The 13256-nt window shown below is 72.3% G+C and carries 12 protein-coding genes; 6 read left to right on the top strand and 6 right to left on the bottom strand.

What is annotated here, in order from left to right:
• Window positions 1-21 precede the first annotated feature (21 nt).
• Together ACWD4P_RS15915 and ACWD4P_RS15920 are read right to left on the bottom strand one after the other, a co-directional pair.
• Window positions 22-1266, bottom strand: coding sequence for a hypothetical protein (locus ACWD4P_RS15915; RefSeq protein ID WP_449779988.1), 1245 nt, complete (start codon window positions 1264-1266; stop codon window positions 22-24).
• Between the two features lie 32 nt (window positions 1267-1298).
• Window positions 1299-1613, bottom strand: a complete 315-nt coding sequence (locus ACWD4P_RS15920) for a hypothetical protein (RefSeq protein WP_449779989.1) — start codon at window positions 1611-1613, stop codon at window positions 1299-1301.
• Window positions 1614-1693: 80 nt separating this feature from the next.
• Between ACWD4P_RS15920 and ACWD4P_RS15925 the strand changes: the two genes are divergently transcribed.
• A complete protein-coding gene (locus ACWD4P_RS15925; protein ID WP_359826048.1) occupies window positions 1694-2581 on the top strand; it encodes an LLM class flavin-dependent oxidoreductase in 888 nt (295 codons plus the stop codon).
• Between the two features lie 184 nt (window positions 2582-2765).
• Entirely contained in the window at window positions 2766-5252 is a 2487-nt protein-coding gene (locus ACWD4P_RS15930; RefSeq protein WP_449779990.1) for a hypothetical protein, read from the top strand.
• Window positions 5253-5394: 142 nt separating this feature from the next.
• On the opposite strand, the gene ACWD4P_RS15935 is transcribed toward ACWD4P_RS15930, so the two are convergent.
• Genes ACWD4P_RS15935 through ACWD4P_RS15950 form a run of 4 tightly spaced genes read right to left on the bottom strand, consistent with a single transcriptional unit; the run spans window position 5395 to window position 9257 of the window.
• Window positions 5395-5922, bottom strand: a complete 528-nt coding sequence (locus ACWD4P_RS15935; RefSeq protein ID WP_359826044.1) for a hypothetical protein — start codon at window positions 5920-5922, stop codon at window positions 5395-5397.
• Window positions 5919-6524 (bottom strand): hypothetical protein, encoded by a 606-nt coding sequence (locus ACWD4P_RS15940; RefSeq protein WP_449779991.1) that lies wholly within the window; start codon window positions 6522-6524, stop codon window positions 5919-5921. The genes ACWD4P_RS15935 and ACWD4P_RS15940 overlap by 4 nt, the downstream gene beginning before the upstream one ends.
• Window positions 6521-8803 (bottom strand): hypothetical protein, encoded by a 2283-nt coding sequence (locus ACWD4P_RS15945; protein ID WP_449779992.1) that lies wholly within the window; start codon window positions 8801-8803, stop codon window positions 6521-6523. The genes ACWD4P_RS15940 and ACWD4P_RS15945 overlap by 4 nt, the downstream gene beginning before the upstream one ends.
• Before the next feature lie 13 nt (window positions 8804-8816).
• On the bottom strand, window positions 8817-9257 hold the full coding sequence (locus ACWD4P_RS15950; protein ID WP_359826037.1) for a hypothetical protein: 441 nt from the start codon (window positions 9255-9257) through the stop codon (window positions 8817-8819).
• Window positions 9258-9507: 250 nt separating this feature from the next.
• Between ACWD4P_RS15950 and ACWD4P_RS15955 the strand changes: the two genes are divergently transcribed.
• Genes ACWD4P_RS15955 through ACWD4P_RS15970 form a run of 4 tightly spaced genes read left to right on the top strand, consistent with a single transcriptional unit; the run spans window position 9508 to window position 13143 of the window.
• On the top strand, window positions 9508-10539 hold the full coding sequence (locus ACWD4P_RS15955; RefSeq protein WP_449779993.1) for an ABC transporter ATP-binding protein: 1032 nt from the start codon (window positions 9508-9510) through the stop codon (window positions 10537-10539).
• The gene (locus ACWD4P_RS15960; RefSeq protein WP_359826031.1) at window positions 10523-11422 is read left to right on the top strand and encodes an ABC transporter permease; all 900 of its coding nucleotides are present in this window, start codon (window positions 10523-10525) and stop codon (window positions 11420-11422) included. Before ACWD4P_RS15955 ends, ACWD4P_RS15960 begins: the two co-directional genes overlap by 17 nt.
• A gap of 28 nt (window positions 11423-11450) precedes the next feature.
• The gene (locus tag ACWD4P_RS15965; protein WP_359826029.1) at window positions 11451-12368 is read left to right on the top strand and encodes an ABC transporter ATP-binding protein; all 918 of its coding nucleotides are present in this window, start codon (window positions 11451-11453) and stop codon (window positions 12366-12368) included.
• 58 nt (window positions 12369-12426) lie between these two features.
• Window positions 12427-13143 carry an ABC transporter permease gene (locus ACWD4P_RS15970; RefSeq protein ID WP_449779994.1) on the top strand — a complete coding sequence of 239 codons (717 nt, stop codon included), beginning with the start codon at window positions 12427-12429 and terminating at the stop codon, window positions 13141-13143.
• Window positions 13144-13256 lie beyond the last annotated feature (113 nt).

The raw sequence follows: 13256 nt of genomic DNA on the forward strand, positions 1-13256 counted from the left end.
CCTGGGAGCCGAGATTCGCTCCTACGGGTGATCGTGCTGGTGCGGTACGCGCCGTGCCCTGGTGAACTTCTGCCGTCCGGTGCCGGCGGCGAGTTCGCTGAGGCGCTCGCCGATCACGGAAACGCCCGGGCGGGGCTCCTGGGCGTAGTACCGGGGCTTGCGCCGGCGCAGAAGCTCCTCACCGTGCTCGCTCCAGGTGAATCCGGGCTTCCGCAGCAGCTTCCGGAAGACTGTGTCGACGGTCTCCGGGTGGGCGGCGGCCAGCCGGCGGATCGGCAATGGGGCGATCGACTCCTCGCGCAGGTACGTACGCAGCAGGTCCTGGTGCTGCCTTCGGCCCGGGAGGGCCGGGTCGGTGAAGAGGTCCCGCAGCGTCCCGTAGTCCGGGTAGAAGTTGAGCCCGTCGACTTCGTCGTAGATGACGCCGACCGTGTCCGATTCCGCGAGTCCTCGCGGCAGTTCGAAGGCCGGGAAGGCCAGACCGGGGAGCCGCCGGCGCCGGGCGAGGTCAGGGAGTTCGGCGACGGCGGCCTCCTGCCGGTGCCGGTAATAGGCGTTGAGCCGGTCCTCGGCTTCGGCAGGGGCAAGGACCAGTTCGTCGCTGCCGCAGAACTCGACGAACGCGGCTCGGTCCTCCCGCATCGAGCGCCATCCCTGCTCGATCTTCTCAGGGTTGCGGAAGACCAGTGAAGGCTGTTCAGTGGCCAGTTGGAGCGCGGCCCGGGCGATCTCGGTGGCGCTGGACCTCGGGTAGTGCGACATCATGCCGGAGATCAGCCATGCCCTGTCGGCCGACCGGACGGGCACCAGGCAGGTGTGGAGGAATCCTCCCTTGGACACTCCGCGGAAGGCCGTCCGCCCGACGTTCGAGTACGTGCGGTACTCCAGGTCGTCGACCAGGTTCAGCAGGACGACGGCGTCCCCGTCCTTGCGCCGGATCTCGAAGAGGCCCTCGACCGGGTCGCGCCAGCCCAGCAGCATCTCCCGATCCGCCTCGGTCAAGTCCCGCCGTCCGGACACGAACCGGTCCACCACGGTCGAACCGTCCGGCAAGCGGTACCGCAGGATGAAGTTGTCGACGATCCGGATCGCATCGCCTTCCTCCAACTGCCGCTGAGGCCCGGCGGCCTCCAGGAGGAGGGGCGTCAACCACCGGTCGAACCGCGCGCTCTGGGCGAAGGCGACGAGTTCGCCCTTCAGTTCGGAACTTCGCTCGATCAGGCGCCGCAACGACGCCTCGTCCTCGCTCCGTACAGCGACAGTCATGAGAGCCCTCTCGGTCTTGAAGGTGCCGACGCTCACTGCGCCCAGTAATGGCGATACGCCTCGACCCACTCCGCTCCATCCGGCGCCGGATCCGGCAACGGAAGGTCCAGGAGCCCGATCGCCTGCCGGAATCCACCGCGGGTGCACAGGGCGACGATTCTTCCGTCCCGCGAGAGGTCGACGCTGCGCACGGTCACCTCGGCGCCCAGCACCGAGGTGCTGAACGGAACGGCCAGGTTCTCCTCGACGGCGGTGAACAGAGCCGACACCTCCTCGTGCTCGCCGTAGGTGTCGACCGTCGCTTCCTCGACCAGCGCGGCCAGTTCTCGCCCGCTCAGCGTGCCCATGGCGCCACGCTAGCCCACCTGCTCGTGCCGACGTGCGAGTGCTCCGAAACCCCTCCGATTCGCGCGAGTATCGTCGCAGCATGCGACTGAGCACCGTGATCCTCCCCGTCCACCGGTGGAGCGAGGGGCAGAAGATCTGGCGGCGGGCCGAGGAGCTCGGCTTCCACGCCGCGTACACCTACGACCACCTGAGCTGGCGCTCGTTCCAGGACGAGCCGTGGTTCGGCTCGCTGCCGACCCTGACGGCGGCGGCCTGCGCCACCGAGCGGCTCCGCCTGGGCACGCTGGTGTCCTCGCCGAACTTCCGGCACCCGGTGACGCTGGCGAAGGAGCTGATCACGCTGGACGACGTGTCCGGCGGCCGGTTCACGCTGGGGATCGGGGCGGGCGGGACGGGCTTCGACGCGACGGCACTGGGGCAGGAGGCGTGGTCGCCGAAGGAGCGGGCGGACCGGTTCGGGGAGTTCCTGCCGCTGCTGGACGAGCTGCTGCGCAACGACGCCACCACGCGCGAGGGGACGTACTACTCGGCGGTCGAGGCGCGGAACATCCCCGGCTGCGTGCAGACCCCGCGGCTGCCGTTCTACGTCGCGGCGGCCGGCCCGCGCGGGATGAGGCTGGCCGCCGAGCACGGGCAGGGCTGGGTGACGTACGGCGACCCGAAGGGCCCGGCGGACGTGCCGGTGGCGGAGGCGCCGGGCGTGGTCGCGCGGCAGATCGAGAAGCTGACGGCGGCCTGCGAGGCCGTCGGCCGGGACGCGGCCGGGCTGGAGAAGGTGCTGCTCCAGGGTTCGACGGCGGAGAAGCCGCTGGAGTCGCTGGACGCCTTCGTCGATTGGGCGGGTACGTACCGGGAGCTGGGCGTCACCGAGCTGGTGATCCACTGGCCGATCCCCGGCTCGATCTTCGAGAACGACCTGGCCGTGTTCGAACGGATCGCCACCGAGGGCCTCGCGCAGCTGGGTTGAGCCCTCATCGTCCGGCGGAGCCGGAGCCCCCGGGAACACCCCGGGGCGCTCCGGCTCCGTCGTGTCGGCGGGGGCCGCTAGGATCTGGCCGATTTCCAGGGGGATGGTTCCGGATTCCGTGATTCCGCATCACGTGGGTCCGCATGCCCCGGCCGAGTGCGTCGAGTCCGAGACGAAGGACGGCATGACCAGAGACATATCCAGAGGCAGCCGGCTGCGCCGGTCCATCGCGGTGGCGCTGGCGGCGGTGACCGGGTGCGCCGCGGCGGGCCTGGTCGCCCCGGCGGCCTCGGCCGACACGGGCCCGGCGCACACCGTGATCTCCACGGGGGCGGTGTGGACGGCGGACACCCGCGTCTACCTCCAGCCCGACGGCGGGGACCGGACCTTCTGGTTCTTCGTCAAGGGGACCGGGATGACCGGTGGCAACAGCGTCACCTTCACCTCCTCCGCGGACCCCTCGCAGACCGTCCGGGCGAGCTTCGGCGGCGACGAGCAGGGCGCGCCCTGCTGGACGCCCAAGGGGTCGCCGAACAGCAACTGCCGGGTGACGGTGCACTTCCCGGGCGGCAGCGCGCCCGGCCACTGGGAGATGACCCAGGTGGAACTCGCCCAGCCCGACGGCTCGGTGTACCGCCAGCCGGTGACGTCCGCCATCGGCACCCAGCTGAAGGTGCCCTCGGTGGAGCTGACGCCCGGCGTCAACCCGATCCAGGCCTCGGGGTTCACGCTGAGCGCCGCCACCGCGGACAACCGCGCCCAGGCCCAGACCGTGACGATGTCGATGAAGGCCACCGACACCGCGGGCCGGATCACCCAGGTCGGCCCCGAGCTGACCGGCGACTGCTGGAGCAACGCCTTCGACCTCGCCTGGTCGGGCGACACGGTCACCATGAAGATCACGGTGCCGACCAGCGCCATGACCCCCTGCGTGGTCACCTCCGTCGAGGTGACCGACGACAGCCAGCGGAACTTCGACGTCAAGGCCCCGGCCGGGCTGGTCATCACCCCGCTCCAGACGCCGGCCACCGCCCTGACGATCGGTGACGTGTCCTTCCAGCACCAGGTGTCGCCCGACGGGGGCACCGTGCCGGTCTCCTTCCCGGTGACGGACTCGGTCCCGATCTCCCGGGTCGAGGTGACGGCGCACGGCCCGGTCTCCGCCGACTGCGTGCCGACCGCCTCGACCTCCGTCCCGCCCGGCACCCTCACCACGAACGTCTCGCTGTACCTGCCGTTCGCCGCGGCCGGGACGACGCCGGACGGCTCGAAGCCGACGGGCTGCCGCCCCGGCCTGTACGCGCTGGAGATCGTCGTCACCGACGCGAACGGCACCCACAGCTTCGGTGCGGCCGGCACCCCGCTGGCCAAGCCGCTGGACATCTCGATGGGCAGCGCGGGCACCTACGTGGCGATGGCGCCGCAGCGCCTGCTGGACACCCGAGGCGGCACCACCCTGCGCGGTCGCGGCGTCACCTCGCTGAAGGTCGCCGGCACCGCGGGCATCCCGGCCGACGCCGTCGCCGTGGTCATGAACGTCACCGCGACCAACGCCAAGGACACCGGGTTCGTCACCGTCCACCCGGCCGGTGAGCCCGCCCCGATCACCTCCAACCTGAACCACACCGCCGGGCAGACCGTCCCCAACGCGGTGACGGTCCAGCTGGGTGCCGGGGGAGCCGTCGAGCTGCTCAACGGCTCGGACGGCGACCTCGACCTGGTCGCCGACGTCACCGGCTACTACGTCCCGGACACCACCGGCGCCGTCTACACCGGCTTCACCCCCAAGCGGGTGCTGGACACCCGGCCCGCCCACGTGCCGGCCCGCGGCACCGTCACGGTGAACCTGTGCGACCGGGCCAGGATCCCGTACGACGCCACGGCGGCCGCGCTCAACGTGACCGTCACCGACCCGAAGGACCAGGGCTTCCTGACGGTCTACCCGCACGGGCAGGCGCTGCCGAACGCGTCGACCGTCAACTTCACCCCCGGGCAGACGATCTCCAACACGGCGATCGCCCGGATCGGCGACGGCTGCCTGGTGGACGTCTTCAGCTCGGCGTTCGCGCCGGTCGACATCGTGGTCGACGCCTCGGGCTACTTCGTCCCGGACACCAGCGGCCAGACCACCGACGGCGTCCTGGTCACCGGCACCCCCGTGCGGCAGTACGACAGCCGCGAGGGCGGCGGCCCGATCCCCGGCGGCAGCTCGCTGCTCGGCTGGGGCATGAAGCCGCGGGACTGGGGGATCGGCTCGCTGCTGCTCAACGTGACGGCCACCAACCCGACCGCGGACAGCTTCGTCACCGTCTACCCGGACGCGGGACCGGTGGACTCCGCCCCGACCGGTGCCGGGCTGCCGGACGCCTCCAACCTCAACTTCACGGCGGGGCAGACCATCCCCAACCTGGTCAACGCCGCGGTGGGCGCCAACGGGTACGTGGACTTCTTCAACCACGTCGGCAGCACCGACCTGGTGGTCGACATGTTCGGGTACTACACCACGGGCGTCGGCGCGAAGCCGGCCGCCGCCACCCCGAAGGCCGCCGGCCCGGAGTCGGCCGCCGCCGCGCCGTTCGCCGCGCCGTCCGCGACCGGGAGCGGTGCCTGGCCGGTGAACCCGCTGGAGCTGCCGGTCGCGCAGGCGCGGACCGCCGCCGGCCGCCCCTGATCCCCGCCCCTCCCGGGTGACCGACGGGTGCCGCCCCGGGTGGGCGGCACCCGTCGCCGTTCCCGCCCGGCGTCCCGGCACCCGTCGCCGTTCCCGCCCGGCGTCCCGGCGTCCCGGCGGGTCGGCGGGCCGGCGGGGCGGCTCAGACCCCGGTGACCGCCTCGGCGCCGTTCGCACAGCCCAGCGCCGAGGCGGCCCGTTCGGCGAAGCCCTTGGCCAGCCCGCCCATCCGCTCGCGGCCGGGGCCGTCCGCGAGGGCCTTCCCGTCCTTGCCGGTGAGCCTGGCGACGGCCCGGAAGCCCGTGCTCCTGCCGTCCAGCGCGCACTGGAAGTCGACCGCCCCGGCGCTGCCGCCGGCGCCGGACAGCACGACGCCGAACCCCGCCTCGACGGTCAGCAGCCGCCCGCCCTCGCCGTTGACCGAGCACCGCACGGAGGCCGGTTCGGTGCCGGTGGCCGCCCGGAAGTCCGTCCGCACGTAGACCCGGGGGGCGCCGCCCAGGACACCGGGGACGGCAGGGTCGTCGAGCAGACCGCGGCACTCGCCGTGCGACAGGGCGACGGCCGGCGGCCGGTAGGAGGTGTGGTCGAGGTAGAGGTGCCAGCCGAACAGCCCGCCGCCGAGCAGCAGCGCGGCCCCGCCCGCCACCAGGGCCCGGGGGTGCTTCATGAGCACTGCTCCTTCCTCGTGTCGGCCAGCGCGATCCGGGCGACCAGTTCGAGGTCGGACCGCACGGCGTCGCCGGAGCCGCGGACGGCCTCCCCGGCGACGACCTCCAGCTCGACGTAGTCGCTCCCCGCGTACTTCCCGGTCAGACAGCTCGCGGCCACGGCCGCGCCGCCCGGCCAGGAGACGCTGAGGCCGCCGCCCTCGAAGGGGCGGGCGTCCGGGCGCTTCGCGGCCTCGGAGGACAGGGCGAGCTCGCCCTGGCGCCCGACGGACGTGAGGGTGAGCACGGTGCGCCCGTCGATCCGGACGACGCAGGTCCGCGGGTCGGGGCCGAGGAGGGACGCCGTCCGCTCCTCGGAGTCCTGGTCGCCGTCCGGCAGCAGCCGGCCGAGCGGGGTGTCGGCGCCGGTGGGCAGGCGGCAGAGGTGGGCGGAGCGGCCGGCGGCCTCGGCCGGGCGGTGGCCCTGCCAGTCCCGGTAGCCGACGAAGCCGGCGGCCGCCACCGCCACGACCAGCACGGCGGGCAGCAGCAGCGGATCGTGCAGCCGCCCCGCCCACCGGCCCGCCAGGAGCCGGTTCCGGCCGGACGGGTGCTCGCTCACGCGTCGCCCTTCGCGTTGGTGCTGACGTTGTTCGCCGTCCCGCGCGCCATGCCCTGGAGCGCGCTGTCGCGGGCGCTGTTGGCGAGCCGGTCGATGTCCTGGCGGGGGATCGCGGTGCCGGAGCCGGCGTCCCGGACGGCCTGGTCGGCGCCCCTGGCCACCCGGCCCTCGGCCTCGGCGGTGTGGTCGCGGCCCTCCTGGCGGCCGTCCTCGGTGGTGTCGTGCTTGTTGGCCTCGATCACGCTGTCGGCGATCTCGTCGAGCAGCGCGCCGGCGATCTCGCCGCCGAGCGGGACCTTCTCGGTCACGGAGCCGATGACGGCGTTGAAGGCGTCCTTGCCGTAGCCGACGTTCTTCTCCAGCGCGTCGTTGAACTCCTTGTCGGAGGCGGCGTGCTCGTTGTGCACCTCGTCCACCCGGGCCTGGTTGAGGTAGCCGCTGACGACTCCGCCGGACTCCGCGTTGTGCTTGATGTCCGACTCCAGCCGGGCGAAGTCGGTCTCCCCGCTGTCGAGGTGGCCGCGGACGAGCGCGGTGGTGTACGCCTGGTTGGCGTTGGCCACCGCGCCGTAGGCGTCCGGGTCGCGCCCGAGCGCGTCGAGCAGCCCGGCCACGGACGAGGCGTTGAGGTTCGCCGGGGAGCCGTTGACCGGCAGGTCGGTGCCGTGGGACAGGGCGTTCTGCACGTCCCCGATGTACTCGGCGGTCATGTGCCCGAGGCTGCCGCGCATCGCGGCGAGCTTGCCGTCGCCCTTGATGTCGTCCAGCGCCCCGTCACCGCCGTGCCGCCCGAAGGTGTCCACGACCCGCTTCATCAGGTCGGACTGCTCGCCGGTGTGGCGGGCGGGCGGCACGGGCCCGGGCTCGTCGTACGGGTGGCCGGTGGTGGCGGCCTCCAGGGCGCGGCCGAAGGCGGCCGGGCCGGCCTGCTTGCTCGCGTCCCACACCTTGGAGTCCCGCGAGGTGGTGTCCGGGATCCAGTCCTTGTCGTGGGAGTAGTACTGGAAGTAGTCCGCGGGCTTGGGCTTGCCGCCCTGGTTGACGGTGCCGTCCTGGTTGTACGCGGTCGGCTGCTCGGTGAAGAACTTGGTGGACGCCTCCGGGCTGTGCGCGAGCGCCTCCAGGATCGCGGTGGTCGGCCGGAAGCCGGAGCCGGCCTCGTCGCCCCCGGTCAGGTTGAAGCCGTGGATCTTGGAGCCGGGCATCGGGGCCGGCCAGTACCGGTCCTGGGTGTCGAGCTGGGTGACGTGCTCGGCGATCGGGTTGATGAAGTGGGCGTCGTAGTTCCCGTTCATCAGGATGCCGGAGAGCACCTGGTAGCCGTACGGCACGTAGTCCAGGCCGGAGGCGCGGTAGGGCTTGTCCCAGACCGGCTGGGAGCCGGCCTTGCGCAGGGCGGCGGCCCACTCGTCGGACAGGTGCGGCTCGTTGGTGGTGCGGGTGGCGGTGGCCAGGCTCAGCCCGAGGTTCTTCTGGAGCTGCTCGTAGGCCTTCCAGCGCGGGTCCTTGTCGTCGCGCGGGTGCGCCGGGTCGCCGACCATGCCGTTCCAGGACTTGATCAGGCCGTCCGGCCCGAGGTCCTGGTAGAACTTGGTGGCGAACTTCGGGTCTTCGCCGTGCGAGGCCAACAGGGAGTTGAGCTCGGTGAGTTCGGGCTCGGAGATGTCCCCGCCCTTGGCGGCGAGCTGGGCGGCGCGCTTGCCGTCCGCCTCGGGGCCGCCGCCGATGGCCTTGCCGTTGAAGGACTTCTGGGGGTCGGTCATGCTGTCGGCGCGCAGCGCGTAGGCGATCCGCTCGTCGGCCGCGGCGGCCTCGGCGACGGCGGCGTCGATCGCCTTGCGGGCGGCCGACGCCTTGTCGCCCCACTCCTTCTGGTACTCCTGGAGGGCCTCGTAGTCGTGCCGGGTGGCATTGTCGGCCGGGGGCCAGCTCACGGTGCCGTTGTCGGTGACGGTCAGGCCGGAGGCCCGGGCGTCCGCGACGGCCTTGTCCAGCTTGGTCCTGGCCGCCTTGAACTCGGTCGAGGCCTCCGTGAAGATCGAGGCGAAGGCGTTGGCCTCGGTGACGGCGGCGCTCAACTGCTCGTTGGTGCGCTGGAGTCCGGGGCGCGCCTGGTCGGCCGCGGGCCCGCTCCAGCAGGCGGAGTTGACCTTGGCTATCACCGTGTTGTCCCAGTCGTCGTCCATCGACTTGAGCTTCTGGGCCACGGTGGTCCAGGCGGTGGCGGCGCTGTCGAGGACGCCGAAGTCGGCGGTGCTGAGCTCGTGGAAGTCGACCATGGCTGGACTCCTCTCAGCCGGTGAAGCCGGCCTGGGTGGCCGACTCGTTCCGCTGGTAGTTGGCGGCGGTGGCGCGCAGCGCCTGGGTGGTCTGGCCGATGGTCCCGCCGAGGGCGGCGACGCACTGGTCCCAGGTGCCGGCGGCGCCCGCCGCGGCCTTGCCGGTGCTCCAGTTGGCGAGCGAGGTGGAGACCTTGGTGGTGGCCTCGTCGGCGCCCCGGCCGTCGGTGTTGAGCCGGGCGTGGATCTGGTCGGAGTTGTTCCCCGCGGTGGTGAGCGCGTCGGGGTCGGCGCTGAAGCCGCCGCCCCCGCCCCCTCCGCCGCCGGAGGCCGACGCCGAGTTGATCCGGGTGCGGGCCACCTCCTGGGCGCGGGCCTGGTCGGTCAGGTTCCCGTCCGCGTCGTAGGCCCAAGGGTTCATCATCCGGTCGAACGCCGTCGCCCGATCAGTCATGTCGCTCGGTTCCCTCCCGTGCCGGCACGCTGTACCGGCACCCCCGTCGGCCATAGAACTCGGCAGTGGAACTCGGCAAAGAGTCCGGTAAGTGCTCGGCAAGCACGTAAAGAGTTCGACAAAGGGTACAGGCGGTTCCGCCGGTGCCGAACCCCTAGGGGAGCGGGTGCCCGGCGTCATACCAGAGCAGCAGGGGCGCTCGTCATTCGAGCTCATGACCCGTACCGCACAAGACCGTTACGTTGGTCCCGTGTCCACAGCTGTCATCAAGACGGACGGCCTCACCAAGAGGTATCCCCGTGTCACCGCGCTCGACCAGCTCACCGTCGAGGTGCGGCCGGGCGTGGTCGGCCTGGTCGGGGCCAACGGCGCGGGCAAGTCCACCCTCATCAAGATCCTGCTCGGGCTCGCCCCGGCGACCTCCGGCCGCGGCGAGGTCCTCGGCCTGGACGTCGCCACCCGGGGCTCCGAGATCCGCGCGCAGGTCGGCTACATGCCCGAGCACGACTGCCTGCCGCCGGACGTCTCCGCGACGGAGTTCGTGGTGCACATGGCCCGGATGGCGGGCCTGCCCGCCACCGCCGCCCGTGAGCGCACCGCGGACACCCTGCGGCACGTCGGCCTGTACGAGGAGCGGTACCGCCCGATGGGCGGCTACTCGACCGGCATGAAGCAGCGGGTCAAGCTCGCCCAGGCCCTGGTGCACGACCCGAAGCTGGTGCTGCTGGACGAGCCGACCAACGGCCTCGACCCGGCCGGCCGGGACGAGATGCTGGGGCTGATCCGCCGGGTGCACACCGACTTCGGCATCTCGGTGCTGGTCACCACCCACCTGCTCGGCGAGCTGGAGCGGACCTGCGACCACCTGGTCGTGATCGACGGCGGCAAGCTGCTGCGCTCCTCCTCCACGGCCTCCTTCACCGAGGCGACGGCCGTCCTCGCGGTCGAGGTCGGCGACTTCCCCGAGGACCACCGGGGGGAGCCCGGCCCCGCGGTCCGCGAGCGGCTCGCCGCCGCCGGCCTGTCCGTCCAGCCGGAGGGCTCGCACCAGCTGCTGGTCCGGCTGGCCGACGAGTCGACGTACGACACCATCCGCGACACCGTGGCCGAACTCGGCCTCGGGCTGGTCCGGTTGGAGCAGCGCCGGCACCGGGTCGCCGAACTCTTCACCGACGCCCAGGACACCGGGCCGGACCAGGACACCGGGCAGAGCCAGGACACCGGGCCGAACCGGGCCACCGAGCAGAACGAGGGAGGGACGAACGATGCCGCTGCCTCCTGAGACCAGGACCGCCGACACCGGCGTCATCCACGACATCGGCTACCGCGGCTACACCGGCCCCCGGCTCGGCCGTTCCTACGCCACCCGCGCGCTGTTCACCCAGAGCCTGCGCGCCGCGTACGGCCTCGGCCGCTCCGGCAAGTCCAAGGTGCTGCCGATGCTGGTGCTGGGCGTGATCACCGTGCCCGCGACGATCTTCGTGGCGGTCTCGATCGTGATGAAGCGCAACGAGCTGCCGATCGAGTACTCCGGCTACCTCTCCGTCTTCAGCCTGGTGATCTCGGTCTTCCTCGCCTCCCAGGCGCCGGTGCTGTTCTCCCGGGACCTGCGCTACCAGACCGTCCCGCTCTACTTCTCCCGCCCGATCACCCGTACCGACTACGTCCGGGCCAAGTTCGGCGCCATGGTCTGCGCCCAACTGCTGCTGATGGCGGCCCCGCTGCTGGTGCTGTACATCGGCGCGCTGCTCGCCGGGATGGACTTCGGGCACAACACCGGGCACTTCCTGTACGGCCTGGTCGCCGCCGTGCTGTACGCCCTGGTGCCGACCTCGGTGGCCGTGGTGATCGCGGCCGCCACCCCGCGCCGGGGCTTCGGGGTGGCCGCGATCATGGGCTACCTGGCGGTCAGTGCCGCGCTGGGCGCGGCCGCGGTCGGGATCAGCAACCGCAGTACGACCGGGTCCGACGCCCCGCAGTGGATGTCGCTGATCTCGCCCACCGACCTGGTGGAGTCCCTGGTCAACGAGCTGTTCGGCCTCGGCGAGGGGTTCGACCGCCGGCACGCGCCGGGCGGCGTCGGCCTGGCGGTGTTCGCGCTCGTCGCGGTGGCCATGGTGGTCGGCTCGTACCGACTGCTGCTGCGCCGTTACCGCCGTGTCTAATCCCAACTGCAGTGTCTGAGAGGGCGGCATGGCCACCATCAGCATCGACAAGGTCTCCCGCTGGTTCGGGAACGTGGTCGCGGTCAACGACATCACCATGACCATCGGCCCCGGCATCACCGGCCTGCTCGGCCCCAACGGGGCGGGCAAGTCCACCCTCATCCACATGATGAGCGGCTTCCTGGCCCCCTCCAGCGGCTCCGTCACCCTGGACGGCGCGCCGATCTGGCGCAACCAGCAGGTGTACCGGCAGATCGGCCTGGTGCCCGAGCGGGAGTCGATGTACGACTACCTGACCGGCTGGGACTTCGTCCTCGCCAACGCCGAACTGCACGGCCTGCCCCAGCCGGGCGCCGCCGCCCGCCGGGCGCTGGACCTGGTGGAGATGGCCCACGCCAAGGACCGCCGCACCGGCACCTACTCCAAGGGCATGAAGCAGCGGGTCAAGATGGCCTCCGCGCTGGTCCACGACCCGTCCGTGCTGCTGCTCGACGAGCCCTTCAACGGCATGGACCCGCGCCAGCGGCTCCAGCTGATGGACCTGCTGCGCCGCTTCGGCGCGGACGGCCGGACGGTGCTGTTCTCCTCCCACATCCTGGAGGAGGTCGAGCAGCTGGCCCGGCACATCGAGGTGGTGGTCGCCGGACGGCACGCCGCCTCGGGCGACTTCCGCAAGATCCGCCGACTGATGACCGACCGCCCGCACCGCTACCTGGTCCGCTCCAGCGACGACCGCCGGCTCGCCGCCGCGCTGATCGCCGACGGCTCCACCAGCGGCATCGAGGTGGACGAGCGGGAGCGGGCACTGCGGATCGAAGCGGTGAACTTCCAGGGCTTCACCACCCTGCTGCCCGCGGTCGCCCGGGAGGCCGGCATCCGGCTGTACACCGTCTCCCCGGCGGACGAATCGCTGGAGAGCGTCTTCTCCTACCTGGTCTCCGCATGAGCGGGCGCATGAGTGCCGCCACCGGGACCGTTGTCGCCCAGGAAGGGGCCGACCGACCATGAACCCCACCGTCGCCAGGCTGACCCTGCGCGGGCTGCTCGGCCGCCGCCGCGGCCTGCTGCTGCTGGTGGTCCCCACCCTGCTGCTGGCCGTCGCGGCCGTCGCCAGGCTGTCCGGTGCCGACGCCCACGAGACGGTCGGCAACATCCTCGGCGCCCTCGGCCTCGGCACCCTGGTCCCGATCCTCGGGCTGGTGGTCGGCACCGGGGTGATCGCCAACGAGATCGACGACGGCTCGATCGTCTACCTGCTCGCCAAGCCGCTGCCCCGGTGGCGGATCGTCACCACCAAGCTGGTCGTCGCGATCGGCGTCACCTGGCTGTTCTCGGTCGTCCCGACGCTGCTGGCCGGGCTGCTGCTGGTCGGCACCCAGGACGGCATGGCGCTCGGCTACACCGTGGCGGTGCTGGTCGCCGGGGCCGCGTACAGCGCGCTGTTCCTGCTGCTCGGCGTGGTCACCCGGCACGCGGTGGTGGCCGGGCTGGCGTACGCCCTGATCTGGGAGTCGACGGTCGGCAACTTCGTCGAGGGCGCCCGCACGCTGAGCATCCAGCAGTGGGGCCGCTCGGTCGCCGAGGCGGTCGCCGGGCAGAACGCGATCACCTCCGACGTCTCGCTCGGGGCGGCCGTGCCGCTGCTGCTGGTGGTCACCGTCGCGGCGACGGTGCTCGCCTCGGTGAAGCTGGCCGGGCTGACGCTGGCCGGCGAGGAGTGAGCCCGGTCCCCCGCTGAGCCCGGTCCCCCGCTGAGCCCGGTCCCCCGCTGAGCCCGGTCCCCCGCTGAGCCCGGTACCGGAGCGCGCCGGTACGGCAGTGGGCCCCGGACACC

Source organism: Kitasatospora sp. NPDC002543 (genome assembly GCF_053594915.1).